At 65.4% G+C, this 17522-nt stretch carries 11 protein-coding genes, 1 tRNA gene and 2 pseudogenes; 2 read left to right on the forward strand and 12 right to left on the reverse strand.

The features are described from left to right. Positions 1 to 13: 13 nt before the first annotated feature. The 11 genes and pseudogenes from AB5Y64_RS11595 to AB5Y64_RS11645 form a co-directional block, all read right to left on the reverse strand. Positions 14 to 1342, reverse strand: coding sequence for an IS4 family transposase (locus tag AB5Y64_RS11595; protein ID WP_053288733.1), 1329 nt, complete (start codon positions 1340 to 1342; stop codon positions 14 to 16). A 122-nt stretch (positions 1343 to 1464) separates the two neighbouring features. Further along, on the reverse strand, positions 1465 to 2562 hold the full coding sequence (mltB, locus tag AB5Y64_RS11600; protein ID WP_368203829.1) for a lytic murein transglycosylase B: 1098 nt from the start codon (positions 2560 to 2562) through the stop codon (positions 1465 to 1467). A 94-nt stretch (positions 2563 to 2656) separates the two neighbouring features. Beyond that, positions 2657 to 3259 (reverse strand): CDP-alcohol phosphatidyltransferase family protein, encoded by a 603-nt coding sequence (locus AB5Y64_RS11605; RefSeq protein WP_368203831.1) that lies wholly within the window; start codon positions 3257 to 3259, stop codon positions 2657 to 2659. Next, positions 3252 to 3914: an ATP-binding cassette domain-containing protein gene (locus tag AB5Y64_RS11610; protein ID WP_368203834.1), complete on the reverse strand. Its 663-nt coding sequence runs from the start codon at positions 3912 to 3914 to the stop codon at positions 3252 to 3254. Before AB5Y64_RS11610 ends, AB5Y64_RS11605 begins: the two co-directional genes overlap by 8 nt. Before the next feature lie 4 nt (positions 3915 to 3918). Then, entirely contained in the window at positions 3919 to 5529 is a 1611-nt protein-coding gene (locus AB5Y64_RS11615) for an ABC transporter permease (protein ID WP_368203835.1), read from the reverse strand. A gap of 48 nt (positions 5530 to 5577) precedes the next feature. After that, positions 5578 to 6751, reverse strand: a pseudogene (locus tag AB5Y64_RS11620) (ABC transporter substrate-binding protein). Positions 6752 to 6770: 19 nt separating this feature from the next. Beyond that, positions 6771 to 8925: pseudogene (locus tag AB5Y64_RS11625) on the reverse strand (FAD-dependent oxidoreductase). Further along, on the reverse strand, positions 8922 to 9497 hold the full coding sequence (locus tag AB5Y64_RS11630; RefSeq protein ID WP_236276498.1) for a carboxymuconolactone decarboxylase family protein: 576 nt from the start codon (positions 9495 to 9497) through the stop codon (positions 8922 to 8924). Before AB5Y64_RS11630 ends, AB5Y64_RS11625 begins: the two are co-directional and overlap by 4 nt. Next, the gene (locus AB5Y64_RS11635; protein ID WP_236276500.1) at positions 9487 to 10197 is read right to left on the reverse strand and encodes a DUF1499 domain-containing protein; all 711 of its coding nucleotides are present in this window, start codon (positions 10195 to 10197) and stop codon (positions 9487 to 9489) included. The genes AB5Y64_RS11630 and AB5Y64_RS11635 overlap by 11 nt, the downstream gene beginning before the upstream one ends. A 127-nt stretch (positions 10198 to 10324) precedes the next feature. Next, the gene (locus AB5Y64_RS11640; protein WP_010674120.1) at positions 10325 to 10603 is read right to left on the reverse strand and encodes a peptidylprolyl isomerase; all 279 of its coding nucleotides are present in this window, start codon (positions 10601 to 10603) and stop codon (positions 10325 to 10327) included. A 59-nt stretch (positions 10604 to 10662) separates the two neighbouring features. Continuing rightward, positions 10663 to 11058: a hypothetical protein gene (locus tag AB5Y64_RS11645; RefSeq protein ID WP_119196804.1), complete on the reverse strand. Its 396-nt coding sequence runs from the start codon at positions 11056 to 11058 to the stop codon at positions 10663 to 10665. Positions 11059 to 11595: 537 nt separating this feature from the next. Here AB5Y64_RS11645 and AB5Y64_RS11650 point away from each other — a divergent pair. Together AB5Y64_RS11650 and AB5Y64_RS11655 are read left to right on the forward strand one after the other, a co-directional pair. Then, complete coding sequence (locus AB5Y64_RS11650; RefSeq protein WP_201972639.1) at positions 11596 to 13377, forward strand: autotransporter assembly complex family protein; 1782 nt, start codon at positions 11596 to 11598, stop codon at positions 13375 to 13377. A 76-nt stretch (positions 13378 to 13453) separates the two neighbouring features. Beyond that, the gene (locus AB5Y64_RS11655) at positions 13454 to 17227 is read left to right on the forward strand and encodes a translocation/assembly module TamB domain-containing protein (RefSeq protein ID WP_368203838.1); all 3774 of its coding nucleotides are present in this window, start codon (positions 13454 to 13456) and stop codon (positions 17225 to 17227) included. 204 nt (positions 17228 to 17431) lie between these two features. Here the strand turns inward: AB5Y64_RS11655 and AB5Y64_RS11660 are convergent. Further along, positions 17432 to 17516 (reverse strand) — tRNA-Tyr (locus tag AB5Y64_RS11660). Positions 17517 to 17522 lie beyond the last annotated feature (6 nt).

Consider the following 17522-nt stretch of genomic DNA (forward strand, 5'->3'; position numbering starts at 1 on the left):
TAATGCCAGTCAGTTAAGCCTGACTGGCATTGTTTTTACTAGGTTTTCTCGTCGCATACTTCTGTGGTTTGGCTTTGATGCACCTTGGGTAACTTCGTTCTCGGCGGGCGGGTAACTTGAACTGCTCTGCCTGTTTGTCCAACTCAGCGACACGCCCTGGAACCATGCCCGGTGACACAAACGGCAGGCAACTGAGTTCATGCAGCAGATACACCGATGCCATGTGAAAGCTCAACTGGCTGGCCGTATAGCCCTTTAAGCTCGCCGCCATCCTAACCATCTGATATCTCAGTAGGTTATAGGCCAATACCAAGCCCCATAGCTCCTGCCTTACTCCATCGGGTTTCTTGCTGCGCAGCGTCAGCCGGTGCTGTTGCAGGCTATGTTTCATCTCCCGATAGCCCAGCTCGATTTCCCAGCGATTCTGGTATAGCTCCATCAACTCGCTGGCCGGGAAGCGCAGCGGGTCGGTGAGCGAGGTCAGCACCTGCCGCTCCTTGCCGTTTACCGTCCGGGTCAGCAGCCGGGCTTCGAACTGCTCCGGCAACTCGCTCCACTTCTTCTTGGCCTGCGGACTGGCACTGAGGCGTACCAGCACATCCTGCCGCCCCAGCTTGCGGATGACCTCGTATTGAGCCCCCTTTTTCAGCGGAATAAGCCAGTGACGCGCTACGCCCTGGCGTTGCCAGGCATGGAGTAACCCCAGTGAGTAGAAGCCCTTATCGAACAGGGTCAGGCTATTATCGGGTGTTTTTTCAATCAGTTGCTCTGCCAACACCATCTCGTTTACCGCACAGGAGTCCATCACTGTCTGGGTCAGCAGATGACTGGTCAGCTCCATCTGACACAACATGCGGACCTGGGGATATTGCGTCTCCCCCTGGACGGTTTTCGACTTGGCAAAGGCGCCGGCATTGTCCGGAGTATCGGGCGTGCGCCAGACCACCCCGTCCACGGCCAGCAGCTGCAAGCCGGCCCAGGTGGGGTGCTGACACTGCTGATGCCAGAGTGTGGCGGTCTGCTGGAACACCTGTCGAACGGCTTGGTCAGCCAGTTTTTGGCGCGCCTGGATGAAGGCGCTGGGGACGACAAACGGCCGGTCGCCGGGTAACAGGATATCGAGCTGGTTGGCCAGCTGGGCCATAGGGACATGACGAAACAAGGACATCCCGATAATGGCCCATAGCACCCGCTCCATGGGCATGCGCCGTCGGCGCAAGGAGACGGAGCCCGTCTCGGCCAAGCAAGCCTGCACCAGTTCAGGTGACAGCAGGTCAGACAGGGACTCAAACTTTCCGGGAGGACAGGCGTGAATGAAGTCGAGAGCTTGGTCGATACGCATAAAAAAATCCGAAACCCAACAAGGAGTTTCGGATTCTTACACAGCCTGAGGATCGGTCAATGGATCCTTAACTGATCGGCATTAGGGCCTGCGGGCCCGTTTTCGTTGGCATTGAGGCTGACTCAGTAGCCGCCTCTGGCATCCCTGACGGCAAGGCCAAGCTGCCATACCGCCATGGCGTAGTGGGTGCTGTGGTTGTAGCGGGTGATGGCGTAGAAGTTCGGCAAGCCGTACCAGTACTGGTAACCGGTGCCGACATCCAGACGCAGCAGGCTCGCCTCCTTGTGATTGCCAAGGGAGCCGATTGGGGTCAACCCGGCTCCGCGCAGGGTGGCCACCGGGTAGCGGGTCTGGAAGCCGTGCTCATAGCCCGGCAGCTGTCCCTGGCCGCGCACCGCCACCGGCTGCCCTTTCTCCCAGCCGTGGGCCTTGAAGTAGTTGGCCACGCTGCCGATGGCATCCACCGGATCCCACAGGTTGGTGTGGCCGTTGCCGTTGAAGTCCACCGCGTAGTTGCGAAAACTCGACGGCATGAACTGGCCGTAGCCCATGGCCCCGGCATAGGAGCCCTTGGGTTCGGTGGGATCCATCCCTTCATCCCGGGTCATCACCAGGAAGGCTTCCAGCTCGCCGGTGAAGAAGTCGGCGCGGCGCGGGTAGTCAAATGCCAGGGTCGCCAGGGCGTCGAGAATGCGGGTCTTGCCCATCACCCGACCCCAGCGGGTCTCCACCCCGATGATGCCGACGATGATCTCGGGTGGCACCCCGTAGATCTGCTGCGCCCGGTTGAGTTCACTCTCGTATTCGCGCCAGAAGTTGACGCCGTTCTGTACGTTGTCCGGGGTGATGAACTTGGCGCGGTAGCGGCTCCAGGCGCCGGTCGGGCCGGTGGGCGGTCTGGTGGTGGGGGCCTGGGCGTCCATCAGCTTGATGATCCAGTCATAACGCTCGGCCTGGGCCAGTACCCGGTGCAGCTCGGCGCCGTCGAAGCCGTGCTTTTGCACCATCCGCTGCACGAAGTTGTCCACGTTGGAACGATTGGCGAAGTCCCCCTTGCTGACCCCGGGCTGGCTCACCTGTCCGTAGAAGGGTTTGCTCGGCGGCGTCTGGTTGATGAAGGCGCTGTTGGGTTGGGGTTTGACCACGGGCTTGGGCGCCGGCGTGCTGCTGCAGCCGTAGATCAGGGGAAACAGGGAGAGGACACAGACAAGGCGACGCATAGGGTTCTCGTGAGCCTGAAAAAGAGTGCCGTCATGGTAAAACATTGGCGTGCAGGCGCAAGTGCTCCGTGCCGGCGCGCCCCCCGGGATCCCGTCAGCGCAGGGTGTGGTAGCCGCTCCAGATCCGGGTCAGGGTCGTGATGGCACAGAGCAGGGCGAAACCGTAGGCCAGTGGCACGAAGGCGGCGGGCCAGAGGCACATGAGCACGAAGAGGGCGATGGTTTCGCTCCCCTCGGTGAGCCCGCCCAGATAGTAGAGGGATTTGTGGCGGTAGACGGGGCTCTCGATGCCCCGTTTGCCCGCCATGATGGCAAAGGCCAGAAAGCTCGATCCCGTGCCCATGAAGGCGAACAGCAGGGTGGCGGCGGCCAGGGCGTTGGCCGGGTCGGCGAGGGCAAAGCCCAGCACCACGGCGGCGTAGAAGATGAAATCCAGCGTGATGTCGAGAAACCCGCCGCAGTCGCTGATGCCCGTTTCCCGCGCCACGGCGCCATCCAGCCCGTCCAGCAGCCGGTTGAGCAGAATCGCCGCCAACGCCCACTGATAGCAGCCAAAGGCCAGCAGCGGCAGCGCCAGCATGCCGATGAGAAAGCCGGCGAGGCTCACCTGGTTGGCGCTCACCCCGGCCCGGCACAGTGGGAGGGCGAGCGCGGCGAGGGGGCGGCGGATAACCGGGATCAGGTGGCGATCAAACAAGGTGGTGCTCCTCTTCTGGGATGGCTGGGGGGATCAGCTGCAAGATGGTGCCCGGCGCATCCTCTTCGTCGTGGGTCACCAGAATGGCGGGGATGGCCAGTGCCTTGATCTGCGCGAACACCAGTTCACGAAAGGCGGCCCGCAGCGGCTTGTCGAGGCGGGAGAAGGGCTCGTCCAGCAGCAATGCCCTGGGCTCGGCCAGCAGGGCACGCAGCAGGCTGACGCGGGCTTTCTGGCCACCTGAGAGCGCCCCGGGCAGCTTGTCCACCTGAGCCTCCAACCCAACCTCGGCCAGCGCCTCGCGGGCCCGGGTCTGCCTTGCCGCCATCCCCTTGAGATGCGCCGGCATGCCGAACATCAGATTTTCGGCCACCGTCAGGTGGGCAAACAGCAGGTCATCCTGAAACAGGATGCCGACGCCCCTCTCCTGGGGGGGCAGCGGGGTGAGGCGATGTGCGCCGAGCAGGATGTCCCCGGTCAGCCGGATGGGCCCCCCGGGTGGCAGCACTCCCGCCAGGGCCGCCAGCAGGGAGCTCTTGCCACAGCCGCTCGGTCCCATCAGGGTGAGCACCTCGCCCGGGACCACCCTGAGGGGGGGGTGCGTCAGCAGGGGGGCACCGTCGAGGAAGAGGGTGAGTGCGGAGGTGTGCAGCATCGGGTCAGGGCCTCAGGGCGGGGTTGATGCGCCGCGGCAGCCAGAGCGCCAGGGCATAGATGAAAAGGGGCAGCAGCAGTTGCAGCAGGCCGTAGAGCCCCGCCAGCCGCCGGTTGAGGCCGCTGCCGATGGCCACCGCCTCCGTGGTGATGGTGATGACCCGCCCGCCCCCGAACAGCAGGGTCGGCAGGTATTGGGCCAGGCTCACTGCCGCCCCGACACCGAAGGCGAACAACAGGGGACGGGCGAGCAGGGGGCCCTTGACTCGCCACCAGGCCCCCCAGGGGCTGGCCCCGAGCGTGAGGGCCACCCGGGTGAGGCGCTCGTCGAACTGGCGATAGGGGCCGTGCAGGCAGAGATAGACGTATGGAAAAACGAAGATCAACTGGCTCCAGAGTACCCAGCCAGGGCCTATGCCAGTGAATCCCAGCCCGTCGGTCTGAAGGCGCAATCCAAACAGCAGGCTGGCCTGGGGCAGCAGCAGAGGCAGGCTGACAAGCCAGAGGGTGCGTGTGGCGCGGCGCGCAGGCAACGCCTCGAGGCAGAGCACCGCCAGCAGCAGGGAGAGCGCGGCGCAGAGCAGGGCCAGCCACAGACTCTGCCACAGCAGCGGGCCCAGGCTCGGCAGCAGAGCCTGCCAATGGTGGCTGCTCCATTCGCTCGGCCAGAGGGCGGGAAAAGACCAGCGCCGGGTCAGGGACCAGAGCAGCAGGGCGGCGAGCACCAGCAGATTGGTCAGGAGCAGCCCCCACACGCCGATGCGGGCAATGAGTCCGGGCCAGGGCGAGGCGGGGGCGCGTCGCCCATCCAGCCAGCGTGCCTTGCCGAGGGTGAGGTGGGCCCGCTCCAGCAGCCTGATGGCGCCAAGCAGCAGCAGGTTGAGGGCGAGCAGCAAGAGGGCGCCGCTGGCACTGGCGCCGCGCCAGGCGGGGTCGGCATCCTGATACCAGAGCCAGAGTCGCACCGCCAGGGGCGGCGGGGCATCCGGCCCCAGCAGCAGGGCGAGATCCACCACCGCCAGGCCATAGGCGGCCACCGCGTAGAGGGGCAGTCGCAGGGCGGGCCAGAGGGCGGGCAGCAGCAGGCGCCACCAGATCCGGGGGGCGCTGAAGCCGAGGCTGGCCCCCAGCCACTGCTGGCGCGCCACCTTGGCGGGATCCAGTGCCGCCAGCGCCATCAGCAGCAGGAAGGGAGTCTCCTTAAGGATGAGCACCACGATGAGGCCAAGCCCCCAGGGATCCTTGAGGGTTTGCCAGTCCGGGGGCTGATGGGTGAGGTCAAGCAGGGGGGCGACGAGGCGCAGCAGCCAGCCGGAGGGAGCGATCAGAAAGGCGATGCCGATAGCAAAGGCGACGTGGGGAAGCGCCAGCAGGGGGGAGAGCAGGCGGCGCAGCCAGCGCATCCAGGGACGCCCGTCCCCCTGGGCGAGCACCAGGGCGGTGACACCGAGGGCCCCCAGGGTGGAGGCCCCCGCCACCCAGAGGCTCAACCCTGCGGAGTGCCAGAGTCCGGGCTGGGGGAGCAAGAGGGCGAGGTTGGCGGGGGTGAGCCCCTCGATGACCAGCCACAGCAGGCCCCCGACGAGCGGGATCCCCAGCAGCAGGGCTCCCAGCATCAAAAAGGGCAGCAGGAGGAGAAGAGGGGCGCGCGCCTGCATGATGGATCAGTGGCCGTAGCGCTCGGCCCAGGCCGCTTCCAGCCGGGTCTGCCAGCTGGGGTGGGGCTCTGCCACCCCCTTGAAGCGCAATGCCGGACGGGTCTGGCCAGGCAGCGCCTCCTGGCGCAGCACGCTGGGATCCCCCCAGAAGGCGGGGTCGCTCTTGCGCGCCTGGGCGGCGGGGCTAAGCAGGAAGTTGACTACCACCTTGGCCCCGGCCCGGGCGGAGGCATTGAAGGGAATAGCGAGGAAATGGCTGTTGGTGAGCGCCCCTTTCTCCATGGCGATGGCCTGGACGGTGGGGGGCAGGGTGCCGTTTTGCACCGAACTCTGGGCTTCCCCCGGGTTGAAGCTGATGGCCATGGCCAGCTCGCCGTCATCGAGCAACTGCCTGGTCTCGGCGGCGCCGGTGGGGAAGAGCCTGCCCTTTCGCCAGAGCGCGGGGTGAAGCTGGTCGAGCCAGGCCCAGAGAGGGGCGGTGATGCGAAGGAAGTCGGCATCGGTCGCCTCCCGATAGAGGGGCGCCGGATCCGGTGCCAGCTCCAGCAGGATCTGCTTGAGAAAGCTCGAGCCGTGAAACTGGGGAGGCTTGGGGTAGGTGAAGCGGCCGGGGTGAGCCTTGGCCCAGGCCAGCAGGGCGGCCGCCGAGGTGGGAGGTGCGTCTACCTGGTCGCCATCCACCATCAGATTGAGCTGGCCTATGCCCCAGGGGGCCTCCAGCCCCTCTACCGGCACGGTGAAGTCTTCACTCACCGGCAGGGCGGTGTCCACCAGGGCCATGTTGGGCAGCTCGTCGGTAAAGGGGGCCCCCAGCAGCCCCTGCTCCTTGAGCGCCTTGAAGTTCTCGCCGTTGACCCAGAGCAGGTCGATGGGGCCGTTCGACGTCTTGCCAGCCTGCTTGGCGGCCAGCAACTGGCTCACGCTCTGGGCGATGTCATCCACCTTCACCTGCACCAGCTCGACCTGGTACTGGCGAGCGATCTCCTGCCTGGCCCACACCAGGTAGGCGTTGATCTCGGGGCTGCCCCCCCCCCCAGGCGTTGAAGTAGACTGTCTGCCCCCTGGCTGCCAGCAGGGTCTGCTGCCACGATGCGTCATTGGCGTGGAGCGGGGAGGTCAGCAGCAGGGGGACAGCGGCCATCAGGGGACGGAGCAGGGTGCGAAGTCGGGTCTTGAACATGATGGTTGCCTCGTCAGAGTCAGGCGCCGCGGCGCCAGCGGTGATAACGGGCCAGCAGCGCCAGCAGGCGCCCGGGCTGGCGGGCACGGCGCCAGGCGCCAGCCACGTACTTGTTCCCCTCCATCAGGGTGGGGTAGGGGTGAACGGTGGCGAGGATCTTGCCAAGTCCCAGACGGTGGCGCATGGCGAGGGCAAACTCGGCGATCCGCTCGCCGGCGTGAGCACCCACTATGGTGGCCCCGAGTATCCTGTCACGGCCCGGCACCGTCAGCACCTCGACAAAGCCCCCTGACTCGCCGTCGGCGATGGATCTGTCCAGCTCGGCCATCTCGAAGCGGGTCGACTCGAAGGGGATGCCTCGGGCATGAGCCTCTTTCTGGTTGAGGCCGACCCTGGCTATCTCCGGACTGGTATAGGTGGCCGCCGGCATGACCCTGTAGTCTGCCCGAAAGCGCCTGAACTGGCCAAAGAGGGCGTTGATGGCGGCATACCAGGCCTGATGGGCGGCAAAATGGGTGAACTGGTAGGGGCCTGCAACGTCCCCCACCGCCAGGATGCTGGGGTAGTTGGTGGCGAGGAAGCCGTCGATGGCCAGGGTGCCGCCGGGGGCCAGTTCAACCCCCAGCGCCTCCAGCCCGAAACCGCTCACGTTGGCCTCCCGGCCAAGGGCCAGCAGCAGCTGGCCCCCTCAACCACCAGCGTCTCGTCCCCCCGGCGCAGGTACAGCCGGATGGGCAGGTTGGCGCCTTTACCGTCCATATACCCGGCCGAGGTAGCCTGCCAGCCGAGGTGCAGGGTGACACCGTCGTGCTCCAGCTGCGCGGCCAGGGCCCCGGCGACGTCCCTATCTTCCCGGGGCAGCAGCTGAGGGCCTTGCTCCACCAGGGTGACGGGGATACCGAGCAGGGCCAGGCTCTGGGCCAGCTCGCAGCCGATGGGGCCTCCTCCCAGCACCAGCAGATGGCGGGGGGCTCGCGCAGTCGCTGCCAGAGGGTGTCGGAGGTGAGGTAGGGAACCCTGTCCAGCCCCGGCAGTGCGGGTACCCGGGGTCGGGCGCCGGTGGCGATCACAATATGACGGCTGGTCAGGCGCTTGCCGTTGACCTCCACCTCCCAGGGGGAGGTGACTCGCGCCCGCCCCTGGATGCACTCCACCCCAAGTCCTTCATAGCGCGCCACCGAGTCGTGGGGTTCGACCTCCTCGATGACCCGGGCGACCCGCGCCATCACGGCGGCAAAGTCGGCGCGGCTCTGGCTCGGGGTAAAACCAAGCTCTGTGGCCTTGCGCTGTTCAAAGGCGAAGCGGGCGCTTCGGATCAGCGCCTTGGAGGGGACGCAGCCGGTATGGAGGCAATCCCCTCCCATCCTGTGCTGCTCGATGAGGGCCACTCTGGCTTTCACCGCGGCGGCGATGTAGCTGGTAACCAGGCCTCCGGCGCCGGCACCTATCACCAGCAGGTTGTAGTCAAAGCGCGCAGGCTTGCGGTAGGGGGCGTGCAACCGGTAGAGGGCGAGACGGCGCTGCAAGGCACGCATCAGCCAGGGCATCAGGCCGAGCAGGGTCAGGGCGGCCAGCAGGCCGGGGGAGAAGAGGTTGCCTGTGCTGGTGAGGGTCGCCAGCTCGCTCCCCGCCAGCACGTAGACGAGGGTGCCCGGCAGCATGCCGAGCTGGCTGACCCAGTAGTAGGTGCTGACTCTGATGGGGGTGAGCCCCATCACCAGGTTGACCAGAAAGAAGGGGAAGAGGGGGATGAGGCGCAGGCTCAGCAGATAGAAGGCCCCCTCCTTTTGCATGCCGGCCTGAACGCTCGCCAGCTTGTCGCCAAAGCGCGTCTCGACCCAGTCCCGCAGCAGGAAGCGGGCGCTGAGAAAGGCCAGAGTGGCGCCAAGGGAGCTGGCAAAGGAGACCAGCAAGAGCCCCCACAGGATGCCGAAGACGGCGCTGCCCGCCAGGGTGAGCAGGGCCGCCCCCGGCAGGGAGAGGGCGGTGGTGAGCACATAGATCACCAGAAACAGCAGGCTGGCTGCGACAACATGGCGGTCGACCCAAAGGGCCAGGCGCGCCTGATGAGCCTGCAACTGGGTGAGACTCAGATAGTGGTCAAGGTCGAGGGCAAAGAAGGTGCCGACCAGGGCCCCCATCGCCAGCAACAGCAGCAGGCGTGCCTGGTTCATCCCTGCCCCTTGTCGAGGGGGCGCTCGGGTTGCACCGGCAACTGGCAGAACCCTTGGGGAGCGATGTCGAGAGCGGCATTGAACTTGGCGGACATGTTCTGGAAGGCGATGAGGCCGGTGAGCTCCACCAGGGCGTCGTCATCGAACCAGGGCTTGAGGCGGGCGGCCTGCTCGTCGCTCACGCCATCCAGCCCGGTCATGGCCTCGGCATAGTCCAGCACGGCCCGCTCCCGCTCGTCGAACAAGGGGCTGTCGCGCCACCGGGCCAGCGCCTCCACCTTGTCGCTCGACCCCGCCCGCTGGATCAGGGTCATGGCGTTGATGTCGACACAGAAACGACACCAGTTGAGCTGGGAGACTCGCACCGTCACCAGGGAGCGCAGCACGGGGTCGATGGGGGAGCGCTTGCGGTTGATGACGCCGTAGAGGGTGGCGACCGCGGCGAACAGCCTGGGGGAGCGCCCCCAGCACTTGCCCGGGATCAGCACCTGACCGTAGTTGCGTTTCTGCAGCCAGAAGAAGGGGCGGATGAACCAGGCGTAGGCCCGGTCCGGTTTGACCTCAATGCGCATCTTGTTCCTCTTTGAGCTTCTCCATTTTGGGCTTGTAGGCCCCGCCCAGGCGCTCGTTCAACCGATTCAGGAAATCGATGATCCGTGCCCGGTTGACCCCCAGATCGCTGCGCCCCTGGCGCGAGGCGGAGCGCATGTCGATACGGGTCTCTTTGGGCCCGGCAAAGACCCGCAGTGCCACGTCATCCTGAAACCCGAACCAGCCGGTGGTGACGACGGCATCGATACCCTCGCTGCCCGGATGAACCTGCCAGCCCAGCTCCGTCATCAGTTCCTCGGCTTCCGCGAGCACTTCGACCGGGGATGCCCGGGTATAGAGAGGACCGGGGTTGCCTGGAAATAGTTGCAGGGGCGGGGGGGAGACCGGGAGATCCTCCGGGCTTCTGAGCAGCTCGGCCCACTGGAGCCGTGGCGGATGGTAGGGATCCGTGCTGACGTCGTTGGTGAGGGGGGAGCGCAACGCCTGGACGAGAAACAGCAGGGGCAACAGCAGGGGAGTTATGCCCCAGATATCCGGCCAGAGGTTGGTGGTGCGGCGATAGCGCCAGGGCAGGCGCAGCAGCAGCACGAGGCTGAGGAGGGCGCTGGCGAGACAGAGGATGAAGCCGAGCCACCAGGGCCAGAGATGGGCGCGGCTGCCAAGGGCCCCGCAAAGGGGCAATAGCCAGGTCAGCAGCGGCCACCACAAAGAGCTGTGCATATGAGGGATCCACGGGTCAGGATGGAACTATGCCCAGAAGGATAAACTTAATTGCCTGATAACGTTAGTAAATGATCATCAATCCCAGGCGTGCGGCTCAGAGAACCGATGGCCTCGTCGCCCTGGATCAGCTGCGATAGAGCACCTTGATGAGGTGGAAGCCGAACTTGGTGCGCACCGGCCCCAGCACGGTCAGCAACTCCCCCTTGAACACGGCATCGTCGAAGGACTTGACCATGTCCCCCTTGGAGAACTCTCCCAGATCGCCGCCACGCTTGCCGGAAGGGCAGGTGGAGAAACGCTTGGCCATCTGGCTGAAATCGGCGCCCTTGGCGAGCTTCTCCTTGATTTCCAGACACTGTTTCTCGGTCTTGACCAGGATGTGCTGGGCACAGGCTTTTTTCATCGGAATGCTCCTCGGCGAGGGGAAAGGGGGCGCAAGATTACTGCAATTGCGCCTCCGCGTCAGCCCCTCGGGCGCGAGACCCGGCTCCGGGGGCCGGCGGCCAGGGGGACCCTGGCCCGGGATTGCCAGAGGATCTCCAGCCCCAGCAGGGCATAGAGGCTCCAGATGGCCAGGGGGTTGAGCCAGTTGCCTCCCATCTGCAGGGTGGCCAGGGCTGCGCTCACCAGCAGCAGGACTATGCCGGGCAGGCGCCAGTGGGCAGGCAGGGGGGCGAGCAGGGCCATGCCCAGCAGCAGGGCCAGGCCAAAGGGCAGATTGAGCGCGGTGAAGGCGAGGGCCTGCTGGCCGTTCATGCCGGTCAGCAAGGCCAGCAGGGCGCTGCAGCAGGCCAGGAAGGTGATGAACTCGAGTCGGTCGGCGATGTAGTCAGCCAGTTGTTCGCTACGTAGGTGCATGGGGTCTCTCCTGCGATGATTGGGATCAGTGTGGGACAGGCAGGAGCGCAGGGGCAGCGGGATAAATCGATTGAATTGAACGAAGCTTTAGTGCCATCTATTCAAGTGATTGATTTAAACTTATTTTCCTGTTCAATAGCAGGCAGGGCGGGGAAGAGGGCACGGAGCAAGTCGAGGGGGACGGGTTGACGAAACCCGCCGGATGCGGGGTGTCCGACAAGGGTTGTCGCGGACGAGCCGGACCCTGCTGCCAGCCCAAGGCCGCCAGGGGAGATCCGGCTTGGCGGGGTCGGTGGTGGCGTTTTGTTCGCCCCTTGCCCGGATTGTGCGCAGTTTGGCTCCTCACACCCGGCTGGCTCCTTGCTGGGCCGAAGCGATCCCCGCACCGGGGGCGGCAGAGCGGCACGCAAAGGGGCCCCGAGCGTGGGATTTCGCCGTCGCGATTATGCTAGGATGAGCGGCACTCGCCCGGGATGAGTCTCGGTATCGTACTAAATAACACAATCTTTAAATCATGTTATTCGGGGAAAATGACGTTTGACAGGATGCTATCCTACTTTTCTCACCGGGAGCACTTCATCCGGGCGATCCCGTCGCCCCGGGCCCGGTCTCTTGCTGCTCGCCCTCGCCCTCGCTCTCTGGCTGATGGCGATGCCCGCCATGGCGGCCAAGTTGACCTACCAGATCAAGGGGGTCAGGGGAGAGCAGAAAGACAACGTCGAGGCCTACCTCAACGCCCTGCCCGTCTATCAGGAACGCCAGTACCGCCCCGCCCGCGCCAAGATCACCGAGAGCGTACAGAAGGCGCTGCAGGTCTATGGCTACTACCAGCCCAAGATCACCCTGAACCGCGACAAGAAGACGCCCGCCAAGGTGGTGATCGAGATTGAGCGGGGGGAACCCGTGATCATCTCGCGCCTCGACATCCTGCTGGAAGGGGATGCGGGGAGCGACGAGGTGTACAGCGAGCTGCTGGACAAGCTGCCCCTGAAGGAGGGAGATCCCCTCAACCACGGCAAATATGAATCCATCAAGGCGGATCTCGGCAGTCTGGGGCTGGCCCGCGGCTATTTTGACGCCAAGATCAGCAAGAGCCAGGTCAAGGTTTTCCCGGAACAGGGCAAGGCGGAGATCTACATCCTGTTTCGCTCTGGCCCGCGTTACCATTTCGGCGAGATCCGCTATGACGCGACGCCGGAGGCACTGCACCTGATCCGCCCGCTCATCAACATCAAGAGCGGCGACCCCTATCTGGCGATCCGTCTGGCGGAGATGTCCCAGGATGTCTCCTCCACCAAGCTGTTCAAGCAGGTGGACATCAAACCCCTGATCAGCCAGGCCGAGGGCAACCGGGTGCCGGTGCAGGTGACCCTCTCCAACCGGGTCGATCACGAGATTGAGACCGGTATCGGTTATGCCACGGACGTGGGGCCGCGCCTGAGTGCCACCTGGGAGAAACCCTGGGTGAACCGCTATGGTCACCGCCTCTCCAGCACCGCCAAGGTCTCGGCGCCAGAAGCGGAGCTCAGCTTCGACTACCAGATCCCGGTGGGCAACCCGCTGCGGGATTACTACTCCCTGCAGGCGGGCTATCAATACACCGACAACAACGACACCCGCTCCGATCTGGCCACCTTCGGGGTGCACCGCTGGACACGCCGACCGGAGAGCTGGGACAGAGACGTCTTTGTGCGCCTGGAGAACGAGCGCTACGTCCAGGGTCAGGACGAGGGGAACAGCCTGCTGCTGATCCCCGGCGTCTCCTGGTCACGGCTGCGGGTGCGCGGCGGTCTGGTGCCGGATTGGGGGGATCGCCAGCAACTGACGATGGAGTTCTCGAGCCCCTACTGGGGGTCCGACATCAGCTTCATGCGGGTGTGGGGGCGCAGCAAGTGGCTGCGCACCCTGGGCGAAGATCACCGTTTCCTGATGCGGGCCGAACAGGGGGCCATCGTCGGGGATGATTTCTCCCTGGTCCCCCCCTCCCTGCGCTTCTTCACCGGCGGCGATCAGACGGTCCGGGGCTACGGTTACGAGACCATTTCGCCACGGGGGGACGATGGCAAGCTGACCGGCGGGCGCTACGCCAGCGTCGGCAGCCTGGAGTACAACTACCGCTTCAGCGAGAAGTGGCTCGGTGCCCTGTTCGTGGACGCCGGGACCGCCACCGTCGACTACAGCGAGGCCTGGAAGATAGGCACCGGGGTCGGGGTGCGCTGGGTCACCCCCATCGGTCAGGTCAGGCTCGATCTGGCGGTGGGCATCTCCGAGGAGGACAAGCCGCTGCGGCTGCACTTCGCGCTGGGGCCGGAACTATGACCCGGCAACCAGGCGCACATCCTCTTCTTTCTCTTTTCTGGCCGCTGCGGCTGCTTTCCTTGCAGGGGTCTGCATCGTGATCTGGGTAAAACGCATTTTCTTGTGGCTCATGGGCCTCTTCTTCCTGCTGCTCATCGGCGTCAGCCTGCTGGGCTTCACCCATCAGGGCAACAAGTGGTTGTGGCAACAGGCCAGAGCCGCGCTGCCCTCCCTCAAGGGGGAGCTGGTGGCGGGGCAACTCGGGTATGGCTGGACCTTCGAAGGGGTTGGCTGGCAGGACGAGCTGGTGGATGTCACCGTGGAGCGGGCCGTGCTGGACTGGGATCTGGGCAAGCTCCTGCAGGGCAAGCTCTGGATCAAGTCTCTGGCGGTGACTCGCCCCGTGGTCCGGGTGGCGGAGTCCGAGCCGGTGCCGGAAGAGCCGTCGGAGCCCTTCGTCTGGCATCCGTTGCCGCTCAAAATCCAGGTCGACAGCCTCAAGGTTGCCGATCTCGATGTGGCGGTGCCCGGCGTGACGATCACCCTCAAGGATCTGGACATTGGCGCCGCCCTGGATCGCGCCGGGCTCATCGTGCGCGGCCCCGTGCTCGATGGCCTGAACGTGGTGGTGGCACCGTCCCCGGTGGAGGCGGCCAGTGACAAGGGCGCCAAACCGGCGGATGAGAAAAGCGCCACCCTGGCGGCCGGCGAGGGCAAGGCTGCCCCCGGTGACAAGACGCAGGCCGCAAGCAAGCCCGAGCCCATGGTGCTGCCGGCGGTGCGACTGCCTTTCCCCATCCAGCTGGAGGGGCTGAAAGCCACGGCGTTCCGTTATCAGCAAGGTGAGCTGGTGGAGGGGCTAGACAACCTGTTGCTGTCGGCCACCGCCGAGGAGGAGCGCATCGACATCCGGGAGCTCTCCTTGCGCCATGCCATGGCGGATCTGGCCTTGCGTGGTCAGGTGCGCCTGCACGAGGATTACCCCCTCGCCCTGACCCTGGATGCCAAGGCGCGTCAAGGGCTGCTGGACGGGGAGCTCAAGGGGGAGCAGGTCAATCTCGTCCTGGACGGTTCTGTGGGCAAGCTTGGGCTGGCACTCAAGGCCAAGGGGCCGGTGGGCGCCAATCTCAAAGGATCCCTCGCGGCCCTCGACCCGGATCTGCCCTTCGATCTGGCGCTGGACTGGAAGAGCCTCGCCTGGCCCCTGCACAAGCCCGCCAAGGATGAGCCCAGCTATCGGCTGGACAAGGGCACCCTGAGCGCCAAGGGCAAGCTCTCCGGTTACCAGTTTGCGCTCAACACCGCCGGCAAGGGGACCGATGTGCCCCCCTTCAAGGTGGCGCTCTCGGGCAAGGGGGATCTCAACGAGCTGAGCCGCATCGAGCTGCTGCTGGGGGCCCTCAAGGGGGAGCTCAAGCTCGACGGCAAGCTTGCCTGGAGCAAGGGGGTCCAGTGGCAGGGGACGACCGAATTCAAGGGGATCAACCCGGCGGAGCTGGTGCCCGAGATCAAGGGGGCACTGGCGGGCAAGATCACCAGCCGCTTCGATCTGGATGAGGCGGGCCACTGGCAGCTGGCCCTGCCCGAGCTCAAGGTGGATGGCAAGCTCAACCAGTATCCCCTGGCCTTGCAGGGCAGGCTCAGCGGCAACGACATGATGGAGTGGACCATCCCGGCCCTGGCGCTGCAAAGCGGCCCCAACCGGCTGCAGGCCAAAGGCTCGCTCACGACCCAGGCCTGGAAGCTGGATGCGGATCTGGATGCGCCCAAGCTTGGGGGTATCTACCCGGGTCTGGGAGGGGACATCAAGGGCCAGGTGCGCGTCACCGGCAACCAGCAGGCGCCGCGCGTGAATGCCGACCTGGTGTCGGGCCGACTCGCCTACGCGGGCACCGTCCTCAAGGAGACCGTCATCAAGGCCAACGCCCTGGTCGGGGAGAAGCCCGCCGGTGAGGTGGCGGTGACGGTGGCGAGCCTGGCGCAGGGGGAGACCAAGCTCTCGCAAATCGCCCTGAACCTGAGCGGCGATCTCGAGCGCCACGGGCTCACCTTGACCATGAAGGGGGATCCCCTGGCGGCAGACCTCAGCCTGAATGGCAGCCTGCGCGGTGACCACTGGCGTGGCGCCCTTGCCGAGCTGAAGCTCAAGACTCCCCTCAAGCGCTGGGCGCTGACCGCCCCCTGGTCTCTGGACCTGGATCTGCCGAAACAGCAGTTGACCATGGGGGATCTCTGCCTCGCGTCCCAGAAGGCCAGTCTCTGCGTCAAGGGGAGCCGGATAGCCCAGTCCCAGGGCAATCTGGAATTTGCCCTGAACGAATTTGATCTCAAGCGGCTGCGCCCCTGGTTGCCGGACAATTTCCGCTGGCAGGCGGTGCTGTCGGCCGACGGGCGCGCCAGCTGGCGCGGCAACCAGCCGACCCTGCACGCCACCGTGCGTACCACGCCTGGGACCTTCGTCGCCGACGAACTCAAGACCGACTACCAGCGCCTCGAGCTCGGGATCGACTTCGAGCGCCAGCAGGCCGCCATCCGGGTCGATTTCGCCTCCGAGCAGATCGGCAACATCGACACCGATCTGCTGATCCGGGATCCCGCCGGCCGCGGCAACCTCGGCGGTCAACTCAGGTTTGACGATCTGAAGCTTGCGACCTTTGCGCCGCTCATTCCCGAAGTGCGCTCCCTGCAAGGGGTCATCTCGGCGGATGCCCGCTTCGACGGTACCCTGGCTGCCCCCCTGCTGTATGGCGAGCTGAACCTGAAGGAGGGGGAGGTTCAGACCCACTCCGACATGGTGACCCTCTCCAAGCTGGTGACCCGCCTCAAGATAGAAGGCAACCGGGCCGAACTCGACGGCTCCATGATGGTGGGCAAGGGCCCCCTGGTGCTGGGGGGCTGGCTGAGCTGGGCCCAGCAGCCGGTGACCGGCAGCCTCACCATTCAGGGCAAGGAGCTGGAGGCCCAGTACCCGGGCATGGGCCGGGTCAGGGTGACCCCTGACATCGCCATCTCTCTCGGGGAGGAGACCAGGGTGACCGGGCAGGTGGACATCCCCTGGTCGCGCATCCTGGTCAAGAGCCTGCCAGACAGCGCGGTAGCGGTCTCCGATGACGTCACCGTCATCTACGACGATCTGCCGCCGGTCCCCAAGGCGGCACCGCTGCCCATGGAGATCAGGCTCGCCATCCGGCTCGGGGACGACGTCCGCCTTGAAGCCATGGGACTCAAAACCAAGGTGGGAGGGGCCCTCAACATTCGCCAGGATCCCTCCAAGCCGCTCTCGGGCAACGGGCAACTGGAGCTCAGGGACGGGCGCTTCAAGGCCTATGGCCAGAACCTCATCATCAAGGAGGGGCGGATCCTCTTCTCCGGCCCCATCGATCAGCCCTATCTCAACATCGAGACCTATCGGGATCCGGACACCATCGAGGACAACGTGACCGTCGGGGTGCGGGTGACGGGGCCGGCCGCCAAGCCGAAGATCACTGTCTATTCCGAGCCGCAGATGGCGCAGTCCGAACAGCTCTCCTATCTGTTGCGGGGCAAGGGATTGCAGACCAGCGGCGAGGATGGCGGCTTCAACGGCCTGCTGGTGGCGGGGGCCGTGAGCCAGGCGAGCGGCGTGGTCTCCAGCATCGGGGAGTCCCTCGGCATGAGCGACGTGGCCCTCGATACCGCAGGCAGTGGCGATGACACCCAGGTGACCCTGTCGGCCTATCTGCTGCCCGGCTTGCAGTTCCAGTACGGGGTCGGGGTGTTCAGCCCCATCGCCGAATTCAAGCTGCGCTACGAGCTGATGCCAAGGCTCTATCTGCAGGCCATGAGCGGGGTGGCCCAGGCGGTGGATATCTTCTATCGCTTCACCCTGTAAGGGGCGCGGATGACAAGACAGATGCCTGGGGGGACGCTGATCCCCCTCTGCCCGACCTGCCGATGACAGCTGTCGCCAGCAGGTTCGGGGTGAGAGCGTGCATATATTGACGGGAGGCCTGGCCTCCCGTTTTTTTGTAGAAGAAGGGGATTTGTGGAAGGCAGAAAAGCGAAAACCCGGCACAAGGCCGGGTTCTCTGAAAGATGGTGGAGGGAGAAGGATTCGAACCTTCGAAGGCAGAGCCGTCAGATTTACAGTCTGATCCCTTTGGCCGCTCGGGAACCCCTCCACGGGG

The organism is Aeromonas sp. R5-1 (genome assembly GCF_040908265.1).
Taxonomy (GTDB): Bacteria; Pseudomonadota; Gammaproteobacteria; order Enterobacterales; family Aeromonadaceae; genus Aeromonas; species Aeromonas caviae.

What these genes read in the sequence shown, in the direction of transcription:
- AB5Y64_RS11615 (WP_368203835.1), bottom strand. Translation starts at nt 5,529, where the DNA reads ATGCTGGGAGCCCTGCTGCTGGGGATCCCGCTCGTCGGGGGCCTGCTG.
- AB5Y64_RS11645 (WP_119196804.1), bottom strand. Translation starts at nt 11,058, where the DNA reads ATGCACCTACGTAGCGAACAACTGGCTGACTACATCGCCGACCGACTC.
- mltB (WP_368203829.1), bottom strand. Translation starts at nt 2,562, where the DNA reads ATGCGTCGCCTTGTCTGTGTCCTCTCCCTGTTTCCCCTGATCTACGGC.
- AB5Y64_RS11610 (WP_368203834.1), bottom strand. Translation starts at nt 3,914, where the DNA reads ATGCTGCACACCTCCGCACTCACCCTCTTCCTCGACGGTGCCCCCCTG.
- AB5Y64_RS11635 (WP_236276500.1), bottom strand. Translation starts at nt 10,197, where the DNA reads ATGCACAGCTCTTTGTGGTGGCCGCTGCTGACCTGGCTATTGCCCCTT.
- AB5Y64_RS11640 (WP_010674120.1), bottom strand. Translation starts at nt 10,603, where the DNA reads ATGAAAAAAGCCTGTGCCCAGCACATCCTGGTCAAGACCGAGAAACAG.
- AB5Y64_RS11595 (WP_053288733.1), bottom strand. Translation starts at nt 1,342, where the DNA reads ATGCGTATCGACCAAGCTCTCGACTTCATTCACGCCTGTCCTCCCGGA.
- AB5Y64_RS11630 (WP_236276498.1), bottom strand. Translation starts at nt 9,497, where the DNA reads ATGCGCATTGAGGTCAAACCGGACCGGGCCTACGCCTGGTTCATCCGC.